Genomic DNA, 14,340 nt, shown 5'->3' on the forward strand with positions numbered 1-14,340 from the left:
GGCGATCCATTCGAGAGGGCCATTTCTTGACTCAGATCGACGATGTTGCCGCGCACGAGGTGGAGCGGGAGCGGGAGCAGGTGTCCGTCATCGGCGAGCTGCTCGACGAGCGGCTCGCCGGAACGCGGGAGCAGCTGGCGCACGTGCTCGCCACTCCGCCGCAGGGTGCGGCCGAGACCTACGAGAGGGACGTGACGGCCGGGCGGCTGGCCGGGGAGGTCCGCCGGCTGGAGGGCGCCGAGGAAGGGCTGGTCTTCGGCCGCATCGACCTGGCGGACGGGACCGTCCTGCGGATCGGGCGGCTGGGGCTGCACCGGGACGCCGACGAGCTGCCCGTGCTGCTGGACTGGCGGGCCGAGGCCGCGCGGCCCTTCTACGAGGCGACGCCGGTTCACCCCATGGGCCTGCGCCGGCGCCGCCACCTGCGCCTGAAGGGCCGCACGGTGCTGGGGGTCAGCGATGAGCTGCTCGACGGCTCCGCACCCACCGCCCGGGACCTCATCGGCGACGGCCCGCTGACGGCGGCGCTCCAGGAACGGCGCACGGGACGGATGGGCGCGGCCGTCGCCACGCTCCAGGCCGAGCAGGACGCGATCGTCCGGTCGCCGCACCGCGGGGTGACGGTGGTGCAGGGCGGCCCGGGCACCGGAAAGACCGTGGTGGCACTGCACCGCGCCGCGTACGTGCTGTACGCGTTCCCGAAGGCCGCCGAACGCGGCGTGCTCGTCCTGGGACCGAACGCGCGGTTCCTCGACTACATCTGCCAGGTCCTGCCCTCCCTCGGCGAGAACGATGTCGTCCTCGCGACCTGCGAGGAACTGGCCGGCGTCGCACCGGGCGCCGCGGACGCCTTCGAGACGGCGCGCCTGAAGGGAAGTTCCGCGCTGGCCGGCGCGCTCGCCGCCGTGGTCCGCTCGCGGCAGGCCCCGGACACGGAATTCGACGTCCGGGTCGGACAGGAGTGGATCCGGCTGCGGGACGAGGACGTCGCACGGGCGCGGACATCGGCACAGACCAGCGGGCTCGCGCACAACCGGGCGCGCCGGCTGTTCAAGGAGCTGCTGGTCGACGACCTCGTCCGCGAGCTCGCCCGCAGCGGCGCCGAAGCGCTCGAACTCATCGACGCCCAGGTCGAGCAACTGACCGGCCTCGACCTCGACCGCATCGCGGCGGCGGACCTGCGCCGCCTCGGTGTTGACGACGCGCCGGCCACCGGCGCCGGCGAGTTCGACGCCGACGCCGTGCGCGCCGACCTCCTGGACGACGCCCCGCTCGACCGGGCCGTCGAGGAGCTGTGGCCGCGCCTCACTCCCGGCGACGTGGTCCGCGCCCTGCTGACGGACGCCGACGCGCTCGACGCGCACCTGCCACAGCTCACCGACGAGCAGCGGGCCCTGCTGCGGCGCTCACCCGGTGCGCCCTGGACGGACGCCGACGTACCGCTCCTCGACGAGGCGTCGAGCCTGGTCGACGGCCCGCCCGAGCGGGTCTTCGGTCACGTCGTCGTCGACGAGGCGCAAGAACTCACCGCCATGCAGTGGCAGATGGTCGTACGCCGCTGCCCGGGCAGATCGATGACACTGGTCGGCGATTTCGCGCAGGCCGGCCCGGCCACGGTCGCCCGGGACTGGCAGGAGGCACTCGGCCCGCACCTCGGACGGCGCTTCGACCTGCGCACCCTGACCGTCGGCTACCGGACCACGCGGGAGATCCTCGCCACGACGGAGAAGCTGCTCGCCCGGATCTCCCCGGGCCGCCCGCCGATCCGCTCGATCCGGCGCGGCGAAGCACCCCGCACCCTTGCCGCCGCCCCCGAATCGCTCGTCGTCACCCTGCTGCGGGAGCTGCGGGATCAAGGCGCGGCGCACCCGGGCGAGTTGACCGGGGTGATCTGCGCCGACGGCAGGGTGGAGCAGCTCGCGGCCGCGGGCATCGAGCGGCACGCCCGGCTGGTGCCGGCCTCGCAGGCGCGCGGCCTGGAGTTCGACGCCGCCGTCGTGGTCGACCCGGACGAGATCACCGCCGCCCGCCCCGGAGGCGAGCGCGACCTGTACGTCGCCCTCACCCGGGCCACCAAGCGCCTGTGCACGATCACCGTCGCGCCGCAGCCCGCGAAGAGCGCTGGCTGAAGCCGCCCGGCCCGCCACGTACGGGGACCGGGCCGCAATGCCTGGGAAGCGGCCCGGGGCTCTCGGTAGCGTGCCAAGCATGGACACGACAGCGCGCACCCCGACCACCGACGCGAACGAGAAGCCCGGTTGGGGCCTCGCGGCCCTCTTCTCCGGCGCCCTGCTCGCCTGCGTCCGCCACGGCGGCACGGCCGGCTGGTGGATCGCCCTGTGGGCACCGCTGCTGATCCTGGCCGCCCTCGTCACGGCGTACGGGTGGTCCGTGTCGGCCCGCGTCCGCTTCCGGATGGGCCCCTGGGAGTGGTTCGCCCTGTTCGGTACGCACGTGGGCCTGCTGCTCGGCGGCGGCATCGCCGTGGGCCTGCTCGACCCCTGAGCGGAAGGCCCGCACCGCCCGCGGCCGGTGCGGCGATCGAGGTTCCGCCCACCGGCCGCATGGGTAGGTGTCCCGGCGAACACCCGCTCGGGGCAGGGGATCGCGGGATCGCGGGATCAGTTGGGATCAGTGGGATCAGGGGGAGGCCGGGCGATGAGTGAGGCATGCCAGCGCGGAGGCAGCCGGCGACCGCGTCGCGGTGGCCACGCACCCCGGCTCCGGTGATCCGGTGATGGCGACGATGCCGAGCCCGGTGCAGCCGGAGGGCCCGGTGCTGCTGGGGCAGGTCCTCGCGGAGGCCCTCGCGGGCATCGGCAGGCCCGACGCCCGCGCCGGCCGCCCCGCGACCTGCCGGGCCTGCGGCGATCCGGCGGTCTGGCACCGCACGGCGGACGGCCGGTGGGTCCTGATCCAGCCCGGCGGCGTGCCGTACCACCTGGTCCCCGCCGGTCAGCGCTGGCACATCGCGGGCGACGGCACCGCCGCGAACCTCGCCCACGCCGCCGCCGACGGCACCTGCCGGATCACCCACTTCGCCGTGTGCCCGCTGGGCGCGCCCCCGAAGGCCCCGCACCTGCTGCGGCTCTGGCGACACGGCGCGGCCCGGCTCGGGCGGCTCACGTGACCTCGTAGACCGTCACGTCCACGTCCCGCGCGCAGAGCGCGCCGGTGATCAGCGGCTCGATACGGGACCACTTGCCGCCGGCGAGCCCGCACCCGATGCGCGGCATGTGCACCGAGGCGCCCAGCTCGACGGCGTGGTCGGCGAGCGTCGCCAGGCAGCGCTCCACCGCGTCGTAGCGGATCGGCGGGCCACTGCTGCCGGTCCGGGTGCCGCGCTGGCCGATCATGTTGGCCACCCACACGTCCGGCTGCACCCGCACCAGCTGGACCGCGCCCAGCCCGAAGTCGTTGCCGCTCCGCCCGCGATGCCACTCCCGGTACCGCGCCTCGGGCTCGGGCCATCGCTTCGAAACAGCCAGCACGAAGCCCTTGCCCCAGCCGCCGATGTCGTTGCAGACATGCGCGATGATCTTCGGCCCCTTGGCCTGGGGACAGGTCGCATCCCCCGCAATGATCTCGAGTGGCTTCACGGGGCCATTGTCACCGCCGGGGCGGGGGTGGGGGGCTCGGCGGGGCGGGGGGTGTGCGGGGTCCACGCGGGGCGGGACAGGACAGTGCTGGGGGCTTCCCGCCAGTCTCACTGTCCTTCCGTGTCGGTCCGGCCCGTCAAGGGCGCTCACTGCGTTCGCGTCGCTTCGCGATGGCCTTCGGCCACCCTTGACAGCCCGGCCCGCCCCGGAATGCCAAAGACTGTCGGGAAACCCCCAAAGAACGGTCAGGGGGGAGCGAGACCACCCAGCCATCGCGAAACGCCCGGCCGGGGCTCCCGCTCGGCGGGAAACGCCGCCCCGCGTTCCAGCCTCGCCGGCGTTTGAGGCGCGGGGCCTGGGGCGGCGCCCCGGAAAGCCCCGAGCGCAGCGAAGGGGGCCTACCGCGCATCAGATCGCTACCCGCCTGCCACTCGGCTCAGCGGCTGCGGACCGGCCGTGGCTGGACACAAGCCGCCCACACTCGCCATGTGCTTCTCGCCCACGCGACTGCGGACCGGCCGTGGCTGGACACAAGCCGCCCACACTCTCCATGTGCTTCTCGCCCACGCGACTGCGGCTTGTTGGTGGCTTCTTGTAGCCAGAAGACGAAGAGATCAGCCTGGATTGCAGTCAGGGCGACCCAACAGCCCACACCCACCCACCAAACCACCCCAATCCGGACAGGAATGGGGTGAGGTTGGGGTCTCTGGAGGTCCGATGGCCTCCAACCTGCACGAAATGACGCATCCGACCGCCTCAGGCCACACCACCCGACTACCTGCGGCCGCCGGCCGGTCCGCACCGCGTTCTGGCCGTCGGCGGCTTATGTCCAGCCCAAGACGGGCCGCAGCCGCCAAGCCGAGAAGCAGGCGGGTAGCGATCTGGGGCGCCTGACCGCTGGCTGGGTGCTCTGGAATGCCGTGGGGTGCAGGCTCGGAGGGGGTTCCGCCCGGAGGGCGGCGGTTCCGCTCTGCGCGGGTCCCGGTCGGGCGTTTCGCGACGGCTGGGCGGTCTCGCTCCCCCCTGACCGTTTCTTTGGGGGGTTCCCGGCAGGCTTATTGGCGTTCCGGGGCGGGCCGGGCTGTCAAGGGTGGCCGAAGGCCATCGCGAAGCGACGCGAACGCAGTGAGCGCCCTTGACAGGGCGGACCGACACGGAAGGACAGTGAGACTGGCGGGAAGTCCCCAGTACGGTTCCATCCCGCCCGACGAAGACACCGCTCGCCCCCGCGCCCCACCCCCGCTCCCCCTACAAGTACTCCCGCGCGAACTCCACCGCCCACTCCACCGCCGCCACCGGTATGCCGCCCGAGTCCGGGTCGACCGTCAGGCGGGCGGCTTCCCAGCCGGCCTCGTGGTCACGGTGGATCGCGAAGTGGCCCGGGCGGGTCGTGCCTTCCGGTTCGGACTCCGCCGTCACCTGGAACTCGATCGCGCGGTCGTCGCCGTCCATACCCGCCGTGGTGATCGCCATATCACCGACTACGAACTTCACTGCCTACCCCTTAGTTGGCCAACACCAGCGCCACCAGCACGAACGTCAGGCCCGACGCACAACCCCCGACCCACACCCCGCGACCCCGCGCCGGCTCACCGGGCAAGCCTCGCCGCGAGGGCACCCCGCCGCATGAGTGCGCGTACTCATCCGGCGTACTCATGCCACGTACTCATACGGCGCACCCGCCCTCCCGGGGTGACGAGCGCAACACCGCCCCCCGCCCGCCTCCCGGACCCACCCATTCCGCAGGCCAGGGCGCCGGCACGGCCGCCCTTTCCAAGGGCGCGCCGGGGCAGCGCCTCCGCATCGCGCGAAACGGGGCATATCAACCTTGCTCTCCGACCCCAATATCCCTGCAGGCCTCCCGCAGGGCCCGTAAGCTCCCGTCATGCAGGTGATCCAGTCAACGAAACTCGCCAATGTCTGCTACGAGATCCGCGGCCCCGTCCTCGAAGAGGCCATGCGGCTCGAAGCAGCAGGTCATCGCATCCTCAAGCTCAACACCGGCAACCCCGCGGCCTTCGGCTTCGAGTGCCCGCCGGAGATCCTTGAGGACATGCTCCGCAACCTGGGCAACGCCCACGGCTACGGGGACGCGAAGGGGCTGCTCTCCGCGCGCCGCGCGGTCGTGCAGCACTACCAGACCAAGGGCATCGAGCTGGACGTCGAGGACATCTACCTCGGCAACGGCGTCTCCGAGCTGATCCAGATGTCCATGCAGGCGCTGCTCGACGACGGTGACGAGGTCCTCGTCCCCGCGCCGGACTACCCGCTGTGGACCGCCTCCGTCAGCCTCGCCGGCGGTACCGCCGTGCACTACCGGTGCGACGAGCAGTCCGACTGGATGCCCGACCTCGCCGACATCGAGCGCAAGGTCACCGACCGCACCCGCGCGATCGTGATCATCAACCCGAACAACCCGACCGGCGCCGTCTACGACGACGCGATGCTGCGCGGGCTCACGGACATCGCCCGCCGCCACAACCTGGTCGTCTGCTCGGACGAGATCTACGACCGGATCCTCTACGACGGCACCACGCACACGAACACCGCCGCGATCGCCCCGGACCTGCTGACGCTCACCTTCAACGGGCTCTCCAAGAACTACCGCGTCGCGGGCTACCGGGCCGGCTGGATGGCGGTCTGCGGCCCGAAGAAGCACGCCTCCTCGTACATCGAAGGCCTGACGATCCTGGCCAACATGCGCCTGTGCGCGAACATGCCCTCGCAGCACGCGGTCGCCACCGCCCTCGGCGGCCGGCAGTCGATCAACGAGCTGGTGCTCCCGGGCGGCCGCCTGCTGGAGCAGCGCGACACGGCGTACGACCTGCTGACGCAGATCCCCGGCATCACCTGCGTGAAGCCCAAGGGCGCGCTGTACCTGTTCCCGAAGCTGGACCCGTCCGTCTACAAGATCAAGGACGACCGGCAGATGGTCCTCGACCTGCTGCGGGAAGAGAAGATCATGGTCGTGCACGGGACGGGCTTCAACTGGCCCGAGCCCGATCACTTCCGGATCGTGACGCTGCCGAACGCGACGGACCTGGCGGACGCGGTGACCCGGATCGGCAACTTCCTCGACGGTTACGGACAGATGTAGTCATCCGGCCACCGTCAGACAGACGCCGTCTCATATCCGGATGCGGCTCAACTTTAGAACCAATCCAATGTAGGCTGGCCTCCTGACCACGCAGGAGGCCCCCTCATGTACGAGCCGATCCGCACCAAGTCGGTCGTCCACCGTGTGGGCACCGGCAACGGCGACCATCCCGACTACCCCCACAGCAGCCGCGGCGAGGCGCTGGACATCCAGCTCGCCGGGCATCTGGCGGCCCTGCTCGCCGTCACCGACGAGCTCGGGCTCGTCGAGAGCGCCGAGCGGATCGCCGGCCAGGTCGCGCGGCTGCGCGGGGAGCAGCCCGCCCGTCTGCCGCACGCGCCCACCGGGGACACCGGGGACACCGTGACGCTGCACCAGCGGGCGCACGACCTCGCCGCCCGCGCGCTGCTCGTCGCCGCGTCCCGCGCGGACACCACCGCCGCGATCCTCGCCGCCGAGCGGATGGACGCGCACGCCGCCGCCCTCGACTCCGTCGGGATGGCCGGCGCCCACTGACGGCCCCGGTCCGGTGCCGCGGAGGCTCCGGACCGGGTGCCACGTCCTGCGGGGCTGACCGGGCCCGGGGCGGGCCCCGCGCCCCTCAGCCGGTGCCCGGGACGGGCTCGTCTTCGGTTCGGGTGGACTGGGCGACCCCGCACCAGGGAATGGTTGCCGGGGGCCAGACGGGGCCGATGGCTTCGGCTCGTTCCGGGGTGGCGGGGGTGACGCCCGGGATCTTGACGAGGGCCTGCGCCGAGCGGACTCCCGGTCCCGGGTCCGCCTGGTCCCGGAACTCGACCGTGACGACGTACGACCCCTGGCCCGTGGCCTCGACCCCGGCCACCACGCGGCGGCTCGCCGGATCGATTCGGCATCCGGTGACCCGTACCGAGCCCGCCGCCGTCGCGGGCGCCTGTGGCGCCGGCTCGCCGCTGGCCCACACGTACAGCCCCAGCGGGGCGAACACCAGCAGTCCGGCCAGAACCAGCAGCCCGACCAGCCACCCCTGCCACTTCAACGCACTCACGCCCATGGCGTCGATCCTCCCGGCCCCCCGCCCCGCCCACCAGCACCCACGGACTCACACAGCATTTCGAAGGTGCCGGAAACGCCTGACGGCGGGCCTCCGCGAAGCAGAGACCCGCCGTCAGAAGACGCACACGGCCTACCTGTCAGGAGAGCGGACAACACTCCTGGCAGATATGACTTTTTGGCCGGTGCTGCGGTGGGAACCGCTTGGTCGGGGGCTCCCACATTCATGGGCCCGGAGCGTGGTCCGGGCGGTCGGGCTCAGCCCAGGCGCTCGACGAGCGCGTGGTACTGGTCCCACAGCTCCTTCGGAGTGTGGTCGCCGTAGGTGTTGAGGTGCTCGGGGACCAGGGCGGCCTCGTCGCGCCAGATCTCCTTGTCGACGGTGAGGAGGAAGTCGAGGTCCTCGGCGGGCAGGTCCAGGCCGTCGGTGTCCAGGGACGCGACGGTCGGGAGGACGCCGATGGGGGTCTCGATGCCTTCGGCGGTGCCGTCGAGGCGCCCGACGATCCACTTCAGGACGCGGCTGTTCTCGCCGAAGCCGGGCCACACGAACTTGCCCGCGTCGTTCTTGCGGAACCAGTTCACGTAGTAGATCTTCGGGAGCTTGGCCTGGTCCTTGCCCTTGGCCACGTCGACCCAGTGACCCATGTAGTCGCCCATGTTGTAGCCGCAGAACGGCAGCATGGCGAACGGGTCGCGGCGCAGCTCGCCGACCTTGCCCTCGGCGGCGGCGGTCTTCTCGGAGGCGATGTTCGAGCCGATGAAGACGCCGTGGTTCCAGTCGAAGGACTCGGTGACCAGCGGGACGGCGGAGGCGCGGCGGCCGCCGAAGAGGATCGCGGAGATCGGGACGCCCTTGGGGTCCTCCCACTCGGGGGCGATCGTCGGGCACTGGGAGGCCGGGACGGCGAAGCGGGCGTTGGGGTGGGCCGCCGGGGTCTCGGACTCCGGGGTCCAGGCGTTGCCCTTCCAGTCGATGAGGTGGGCCGGGGCCTCCTCGGTCATGCCCTCCCACCAGACGTCGGAGCCGTCGGGGGTGAGCGCGACGTTGGTGAAGACGGTGTTGGCGTACATCGTCTTCATGGCGTTGGCGTTGGTGTGCTCGCCGGTGCCGGGGGCGACGCCGAAGAAGCCGGCCTCGGGGTTGATCGCGTAGAGGCGGCCGTCCTCGCCGAAGCGCATCCAGGCGATGTCGTCGCCGACCGTCTCGACGGTCCAGCCGGGGATCGTGGGCTCCAGCATGGCGAGGTTGGTCTTGCCGCAGGCGCTCGGGAACGCGGCGGCGATGTACTTGGCCTCGCCCTGCGGCGGGGTGAGCTTGAGGATCAGCATGTGCTCGGCGAGCCAGCCCTCGTCGCGCGCCATGACGGAGGCGATGCGCAGCGCGTAGCACTTCTTGCCGAGGAGGGCGTTGCCGCCGTAGCCGGATCCGTAGGACCAGATCTCGCGGGTCTCGGGGAAGTGCGAGATGTACTTGGTGGTGTTGCAGGGCCACGGCACGTCGGCCTGGCCCTCGGCGAGCGGAGCGCCGAGGGTGTGGACGGCCTTGACGAAGAACCCGTCGGTGCCGAGCTCGTCGAGGACGGGCTTGCCCATGCGGGTCATGGTGCGCATGGCGACCGCGACGTAGGCGGAGTCGGTGATCTCGACGCCGATCGCGGAGAGCTCGGAGCCGAGGGGGCCCATGCAGAACGGGACGACGTACATCGTCCGGCCCTTCATGGAGCCGCGGAAGATGCCCTGCTCGCCCGCGAACAGCTCCTTCATCTCCGAAGGGGCCTTCCAGTGGTTGGTCGGGCCCGCGTCCTCTTCCTTCTCGGAGCAGATGAAGGTCCGGTCCTCGACGCGCGCGACGTCGGAGGGGTCGGAGGCGGCGTAGTACGAGTTGGGGCGCTTCGCCGGGTCGAGCTTCTTGAACGTGCCCTTCGAGACGAGGTCCTCGCACAGGGCCTCGTACTCGGCCTCGGAGCCGTCGCACCAGACGACGCGGTCCGGCTGGGTGAGGGCTGCGATCTCGTCGACCCAGGAGATCAGTTCTGCGTGCTCCGTCGGGCGGGTCGTCGGGACGGAAGTGGGAGCCGCGTTGTCGCGCGCCACGATTGCTCCTTGTTGAGGGGTTTGTTTGGTGTTTGCCCCGTGGGGGCTGCGACCCGGACGCTTCGCGCTCCGCTCATCCGGTGCCGACCGCACTCATCTGATCATCCGGTGCATGTGCGCATATGTCCAGAGGGCCTCTCACGTGAGCATCGCCACTCCCGTCAATCTTCCGTAAAGAGGACTAACAGAAACCTACGGACCCGTAGGTACCATGGCGGCCATGACTTCTGATGCCGCCGCGGTGGCCGTGCCGGGACCGGAGATTAAGCCGCTGATGCGCGGCTGGCTGCACACGGGGATGTTCCCCGCCGTGGTGGTCGCGGGCCTGGTGCTGATGGCCTTCACCAGCTCGACCCGGGCCCGGGTGGCCTGCGGGGTCTACATCCTCACGGCCTGCCTGCTCTTCGGCGTCAGCGCGGTCTACCACCGCGGGACGTGGGGGCCGCGCGGCGAGGCCATCCTGCGCCGCCTCGACCACGCCAACATCTTCCTGATCATCGCGGGGACGTACACCCCGCTGACGGTCCTGCTGCTGCCGCCGTCCACCGGGCGGACGCTGCTGTGGGCGGTCTGGATCGCGGCCGCGGCCGGCATCGCCTTCCGCGTGTTCTGGGTCGGCGCCCCGCGCTGGCTGTACACGCCGTGCTACATCGCGATGGGCTGGGCGGCGGTCTTCTTCCTGCCCGACTTCCTGCGGACCGGCGGTATCGCGGTGCTGGTCCTGGTGATCGTCGGCGGTCTGCTCTACAGCGCGGGCGGCGTGATCTACGGGATCAAGCGGCCCAACCCCTCACCCCGCTTCTTCGGGTTCCACGAGGTGTTCCACTCGCTGACCCTCGCGGCCTTCGTCGCGCACTACGTCGGCATCTCCCTCGCGGCGTACCAGCACTAGCGATCGCGTTCCTCAACACGCCCGGGAGGATGCGGGATTGACGGTGCGGGATGGACGATGCCCTCCCGTTCCTTCAGGGGCGAACCGTACCCAACTGCTCCGCGAGCTCGACCGGATCCGTCGTGGGCCGCGCGCAGACGAAGTGCCGGCACACGTACGCCGCCGGGAGGCCGCGTACGGGTGTGCGCTCGGCCAGCAGGGGGAACTCCCCGCCGCTCCCGTCCGCCGCCCGCGGCGGTCCGGCCGCCACGACCGCCCCGGGAGCCGTTCCCAGCAACGCGGTGCGGTGCAGCGCCGCCCACTGCGGATCGTCCGGGTCGCCCACGACCGCCACCTCGCGCGGCCCGTCCAGGAGCGCCTCGGCCACCGCCAGCCCGTGCCCAATGAAGCGGGGGACGCGCGGACCCAGCGCGTGGACCACCCCGAGCGCCCGCTCGGCCGCCGTACGGTGCGCCTGCGAACCGGTGTGCGCGGCGTACGAGAGCAGCGCCCCGGCGGCGGCCGTCCAGCCGGAGGGGGCCGCCGAGTCGGTGGGGTCCTGGGGGCGCCGGATCAGCCGCTCCGCGTCGTGCGCGGTGTCGTACAGGGAGCCGTCCTCGGCGGTGAACAGGTCCAGGACCAGGTCCACGAGGAACCCGGCGAACTCCAGCCAGACCCCCTCGCCGGTCACCGCCGCCAGCGCGAGGAACCCCTCGGCGACGTCCCCGTAGTCCTCCAGCACCCCGGCGTTGGCGCCGGCCCGCCCGTCCTTGCTGGTCCGCGCCAGCCGCGGGCCGCCGGCCGCCGCGTCGAAGTGCACCCGGACCAGCAGGTCCGCGGCCTCCGTCGCCCGCTCGATCAGGTCCGGGCGCTCGAAGTACGCCCCGCACTCGGCGAGCGCCGCGATGGCCAGCCCGTTCCAGGCGGCCACGACCTTGTCGTCCCGCCCGGGCGCGGGCCGGCCGCCGCGCGCGGCGAGCAGCCGCGCCCTGATGGACGCGAACCGCTCCGCGTCCACCGCCGGCCCGTCCTGGGGCAGCCGCAGTACGGAGGTGCCGTGCTCGAAGGTGCCCTCCTCGGTGACGCCGAAGCAGCCGGCGGCCAGCTCCCCGTCGGCCTCGCCCAGCACCTCCCGCAACTGGTCCGGGGTCCAGGCGTAGTACGCCCCCTCGACGTGCTTCCCGGTCTCCGGATCCTCGCTGTCCGCGTCGAGCGCGGAGGCGAAGCCGCCCTCGCGGGTGCGCAGTTCCCGGACCATGAAGTCAGCGGTCTCCAGCGCGACGCGCCGCGCGAGCTCCGACCCCGTGGCCCGCCACAGGTGCGCGTACACCCGGCACAGCAGGGCGTTGTCGTAGAGCATCTTCTCGAAGTGGGGCACGACCCACTCCCGGTCGACGGAGTACCGGGCGAACCCGCCGCCGAGCTGGTCGTAGATCCCGCCCCGGGCCATCGCCTCGCAGGTGTCGGCGGCCATCTGGAGCGCGCCCTCGGAACCGGTGCGGGCGTGGTGGCGCAGCAGGAACTCCAGCACCATGGACGGCGGGAACTTCGGCGCGCCGCCGAATCCGCCGTGCGCGGCGTCGTACTCGCGGGTCAGCCCGAGCAGCGCCCCCGCGAGCTCCTCCGGGCCGGGGAGGGCGGCCTTGCCGTAGTCCGGCCGGCGCCCGGCCAGATCCCCCACGATGCGCCGCGCGACCTCCGTGACCTCCTCGGGCCGCCCCGTCCAGGCGGTGTGCACGCCTTCGAGGACCTGCGGGAAGGAGGGCATCCCGTGCCGGGGCTCGGGCGGGAAGTAGGTCCCGAAGTAGAACGGCTCGGCGTCGGCGGTGAGGAACACGGTCATGGGCCATCCCCCCTGCCCGGTCGCCGCCTGCACCGCCTCCATGTAGACGGCATCGACGTCGGGCCGCTCCTCCCGGTCCACCTTGACGTTCACGAAGTGCTCGTTCATATACGCAGCCGTCGCCCCGTCCTCGAAGGACTCGTGCGCCATCACGTGGCACCAGTGACACGCCGAGTAACCGACCGACAGCAAGACGGGCACATTGCGCCGCCGCGCCTCCTCGAACGCCGCCGGCTCCCACGGCCACCAGTCGACCGGATTGTCAGCGTGCTGAAGCAGATAAGGCGAGGTCACACCAGCCAACCGGTTCATAAGATCCAGCCTCTCACAACGGCTGGCGCGACCGACGAAACCCTCGCGAGCCCGCCTCGCTTGGCTGAACTGCACTTGAGAGCCATCACGTGGCGGGCGGCTCCTTCCCCTCGGAGTCGGCGTCGAACTTTTCGCGGCCTTCCCCCGAATCGGGCTGCCCGACACCTCGGAACAGTAGGCTGGGCGCAGCAGCGCTGGGCCTGCCGAGGCTCCTCGAAGGAGGTACACCATGACCGCCGAGATGGTGGCGCCCGCGTGGATGCATACGCAGATCAGCGCGGAGCAGTACGACTCCTGGTCCGAGGAGCAGTGCGCCGGCATCGAGATCGTGGACGGGATGGTCGTCGTGAGCCCGAGCGCCTCCAAACGGCACAACCGGCTGGCTCGGGTCCTGGCCAATGCCCTGGACGCCGCTGCGGGCCCGGACTGGAACGCAGACACGGACTTCGACGTCCGCCTGCAGGACGTTCCGCTCACCAACCGTCGTCCGGACGTCATCGTCTACCGGGCGGAGACCATCGACCTCACGCCCACCCGCCCCGAGCACGTACTCCTGGTCGTCGAGGTCGTGTCGCCCGGTTCGGAGACCACCGACCGGATCGTGAAGGTGGACCAGTACGCCAAGGCCGGCATCGCCTTCTACTGGCGGGTCGAACAGGCCGCCACCGGCGTCCCGATCATCTACACCTACGTTCTGGACCCCGCCACCAAGGCCTACAGGGACGGGGAGATGTTCACCGGCGTGATCAAGGCTGCCGCACCCTTCTCCGTCATTGTCGACCTGGGAACCATCTGACGGCGCCGGAAGATCATTTCCTCATGGGTGAGCACAGGGGAAAGCGGAAATTCCGGGATCACCTGGAGGCTCTTTTCGCTGCGGCCGACTACCCTAAGCCAGCCACCATATGCTCTGCGAGCAGAGATCGTCTAGGGCGAACTTCGCTGTCCGTGCAACGCATCAGCGATTGGCGAAGCGGAAAGCACACACCGACGAATAAACTCTTCCAAGAGTTTCTCCGCGCTGTCGATGCTTTGACTCGCCAGCGAAACACTGTCCTCCCAGCCGCACTCGCCGACCCGGCAGTTTGGGATCGCCTTCTGCGCGCGGCGCGAGCCAAGAATCCCACTCCGACACGAAACGAATTGCAGCACCTCACCGCAGGCACAGCCCGGATCCCGATCCGCCCGGTGGCTGACGCCAAGCCCCTGGAACTGGGCGTACACCGAACGACTCGCCTCGAGGGTGCTCCTCCACTACCGGCCTATGTGCCACGGGACGCAGACAGCACAGTATCGGCTCAACTGGCAGAAGCCAGAGAGAGCGGGGGTCTCGTCCTATTGGTTGGCGAATCCACGGCCGGAAAATCACGGTGCGCCTTCGAGGCCGTACGACGCGAACTGCCCGATCACTGGATCGTTGCACCACCAGCGGCAAGCGACCTGAGCCCCGTGCTGTCGCACATATCCCTACCGGGACCCGGCCGCCGGA

At 71.2% G+C, this 14,340-nt stretch carries 12 protein-coding genes; 7 read left to right on the forward strand and 5 right to left on the reverse strand.

All coding sequences use genetic code 11. The annotated features are described in order from the left end of the window. Positions 1-26: 26 nt before the first annotated feature. From IE248_RS03410 to IE248_RS03420, 3 genes are all read left to right on the forward strand, one after another. Positions 27-2,129: a HelD family protein gene (locus IE248_RS03410; RefSeq protein WP_190029924.1), complete on the forward strand. Its 2,103-nt coding sequence runs from the start codon at positions 27-29 to the stop codon at positions 2,127-2,129. A gap of 79 nt (positions 2,130-2,208) precedes the next feature. Beyond that, the gene (locus IE248_RS03415; RefSeq protein ID WP_190029925.1) at positions 2,209-2,505 is read left to right on the forward strand and encodes a hypothetical protein; all 297 of its coding nucleotides are present in this window, start codon (positions 2,209-2,211) and stop codon (positions 2,503-2,505) included. Between the two features lie 157 nt (positions 2,506-2,662). Further along, complete coding sequence (locus IE248_RS03420) at positions 2,663-3,130, forward strand: DUF6083 domain-containing protein (RefSeq protein ID WP_190029926.1); 468 nt, start codon at positions 2,663-2,665, stop codon at positions 3,128-3,130. Here the strand turns inward: IE248_RS03420 and IE248_RS03425 are convergent. Further along, positions 3,123-3,599: a macro domain-containing protein gene (locus tag IE248_RS03425; RefSeq protein ID WP_073795120.1), complete on the reverse strand. Its 477-nt coding sequence runs from the start codon at positions 3,597-3,599 to the stop codon at positions 3,123-3,125. The two genes, IE248_RS03420 and IE248_RS03425, sit on opposite strands and share 8 nt — an antisense overlap. Before the next feature lie 1,248 nt (positions 3,600-4,847). Further along, positions 4,848-5,072, reverse strand: a complete 225-nt coding sequence (locus IE248_RS03430; RefSeq protein ID WP_037798089.1) for a hypothetical protein — start codon at positions 5,070-5,072, stop codon at positions 4,848-4,850. 412 nt (positions 5,073-5,484) lie between these two features. On the opposite strand from IE248_RS03430, the gene IE248_RS03435 reads away from it, so the two are divergent. Together IE248_RS03435 and IE248_RS03440 are read left to right on the forward strand one after the other, a co-directional pair. After that, positions 5,485-6,696, forward strand: coding sequence for a pyridoxal phosphate-dependent aminotransferase (locus IE248_RS03435; protein ID WP_008737454.1), 1,212 nt, complete (start codon positions 5,485-5,487; stop codon positions 6,694-6,696). 105 nt (positions 6,697-6,801) lie between these two features. After that, on the forward strand, positions 6,802-7,212 hold the full coding sequence (locus IE248_RS03440; protein ID WP_008737456.1) for an SCO4983 family protein: 411 nt from the start codon (positions 6,802-6,804) through the stop codon (positions 7,210-7,212). A gap of 85 nt (positions 7,213-7,297) precedes the next feature. On the opposite strand, the gene IE248_RS03445 is transcribed toward IE248_RS03440, so the two are convergent. Next, complete coding sequence (locus IE248_RS03445; RefSeq protein ID WP_159032031.1) at positions 7,298-7,723, reverse strand: hypothetical protein; 426 nt, start codon at positions 7,721-7,723, stop codon at positions 7,298-7,300. 263 nt (positions 7,724-7,986) lie between these two features. Then, positions 7,987-9,825, reverse strand: a complete 1,839-nt coding sequence (locus IE248_RS03450) for a phosphoenolpyruvate carboxykinase (GTP) (protein WP_008737460.1) — start codon at positions 9,823-9,825, stop codon at positions 7,987-7,989. A gap of 220 nt (positions 9,826-10,045) precedes the next feature. Here IE248_RS03450 and trhA point away from each other — a divergent pair, with 220 nt between their 5' ends. Next, positions 10,046-10,717 carry a PAQR family membrane homeostasis protein TrhA gene (gene trhA, locus IE248_RS03455; RefSeq protein ID WP_037790999.1) on the forward strand — a complete coding sequence of 224 codons (672 nt, stop codon included), beginning with the start codon at positions 10,046-10,048 and terminating at the stop codon, positions 10,715-10,717. Between the two features lie 73 nt (positions 10,718-10,790). Here trhA and IE248_RS03460 read toward each other — a convergent pair whose 3' ends face one another. Then, positions 10,791-12,851, reverse strand: a complete 2,061-nt coding sequence (locus IE248_RS03460) for a thioredoxin domain-containing protein (protein WP_190029927.1) — start codon at positions 12,849-12,851, stop codon at positions 10,791-10,793. A gap of 229 nt (positions 12,852-13,080) precedes the next feature. On the opposite strand from IE248_RS03460, the gene IE248_RS03465 reads away from it, so the two are divergent. Next, positions 13,081-13,647, forward strand: a complete 567-nt coding sequence (locus IE248_RS03465) for a Uma2 family endonuclease (protein WP_190029928.1) — start codon at positions 13,081-13,083, stop codon at positions 13,645-13,647. Positions 13,648-14,340 lie beyond the last annotated feature (693 nt).

It is taken from the genome of Streptomyces goshikiensis (assembly GCF_014650555.1).
Taxonomy (GTDB): domain Bacteria; phylum Actinomycetota; class Actinomycetes; order Streptomycetales; family Streptomycetaceae; genus Streptomyces; species Streptomyces goshikiensis.

Coding starts and splice junctions, on each gene's coding strand:
- IE248_RS03415 (WP_190029925.1), top strand. CDS start 2,209: ATGGACACGACAGCGCGCACCCCGACCACCGACGCGAACGAGAAGCCC.
- IE248_RS03440 (WP_008737456.1), top strand. CDS start 6,802: ATGTACGAGCCGATCCGCACCAAGTCGGTCGTCCACCGTGTGGGCACC.
- IE248_RS03460 (WP_190029927.1), bottom strand. CDS start 12,851: ATGAACCGGTTGGCTGGTGTGACCTCGCCTTATCTGCTTCAGCACGCT.
- IE248_RS03435 (WP_008737454.1), top strand. CDS start 5,485: ATGCAGGTGATCCAGTCAACGAAACTCGCCAATGTCTGCTACGAGATC.
- IE248_RS03430 (WP_037798089.1), bottom strand. CDS start 5,072: ATGGCGATCACCACGGCGGGTATGGACGGCGACGACCGCGCGATCGAG.
- IE248_RS03465 (WP_190029928.1), top strand. CDS start 13,081: ATGACCGCCGAGATGGTGGCGCCCGCGTGGATGCATACGCAGATCAGC.
- trhA (WP_037790999.1), top strand. CDS start 10,046: ATGACTTCTGATGCCGCCGCGGTGGCCGTGCCGGGACCGGAGATTAAG.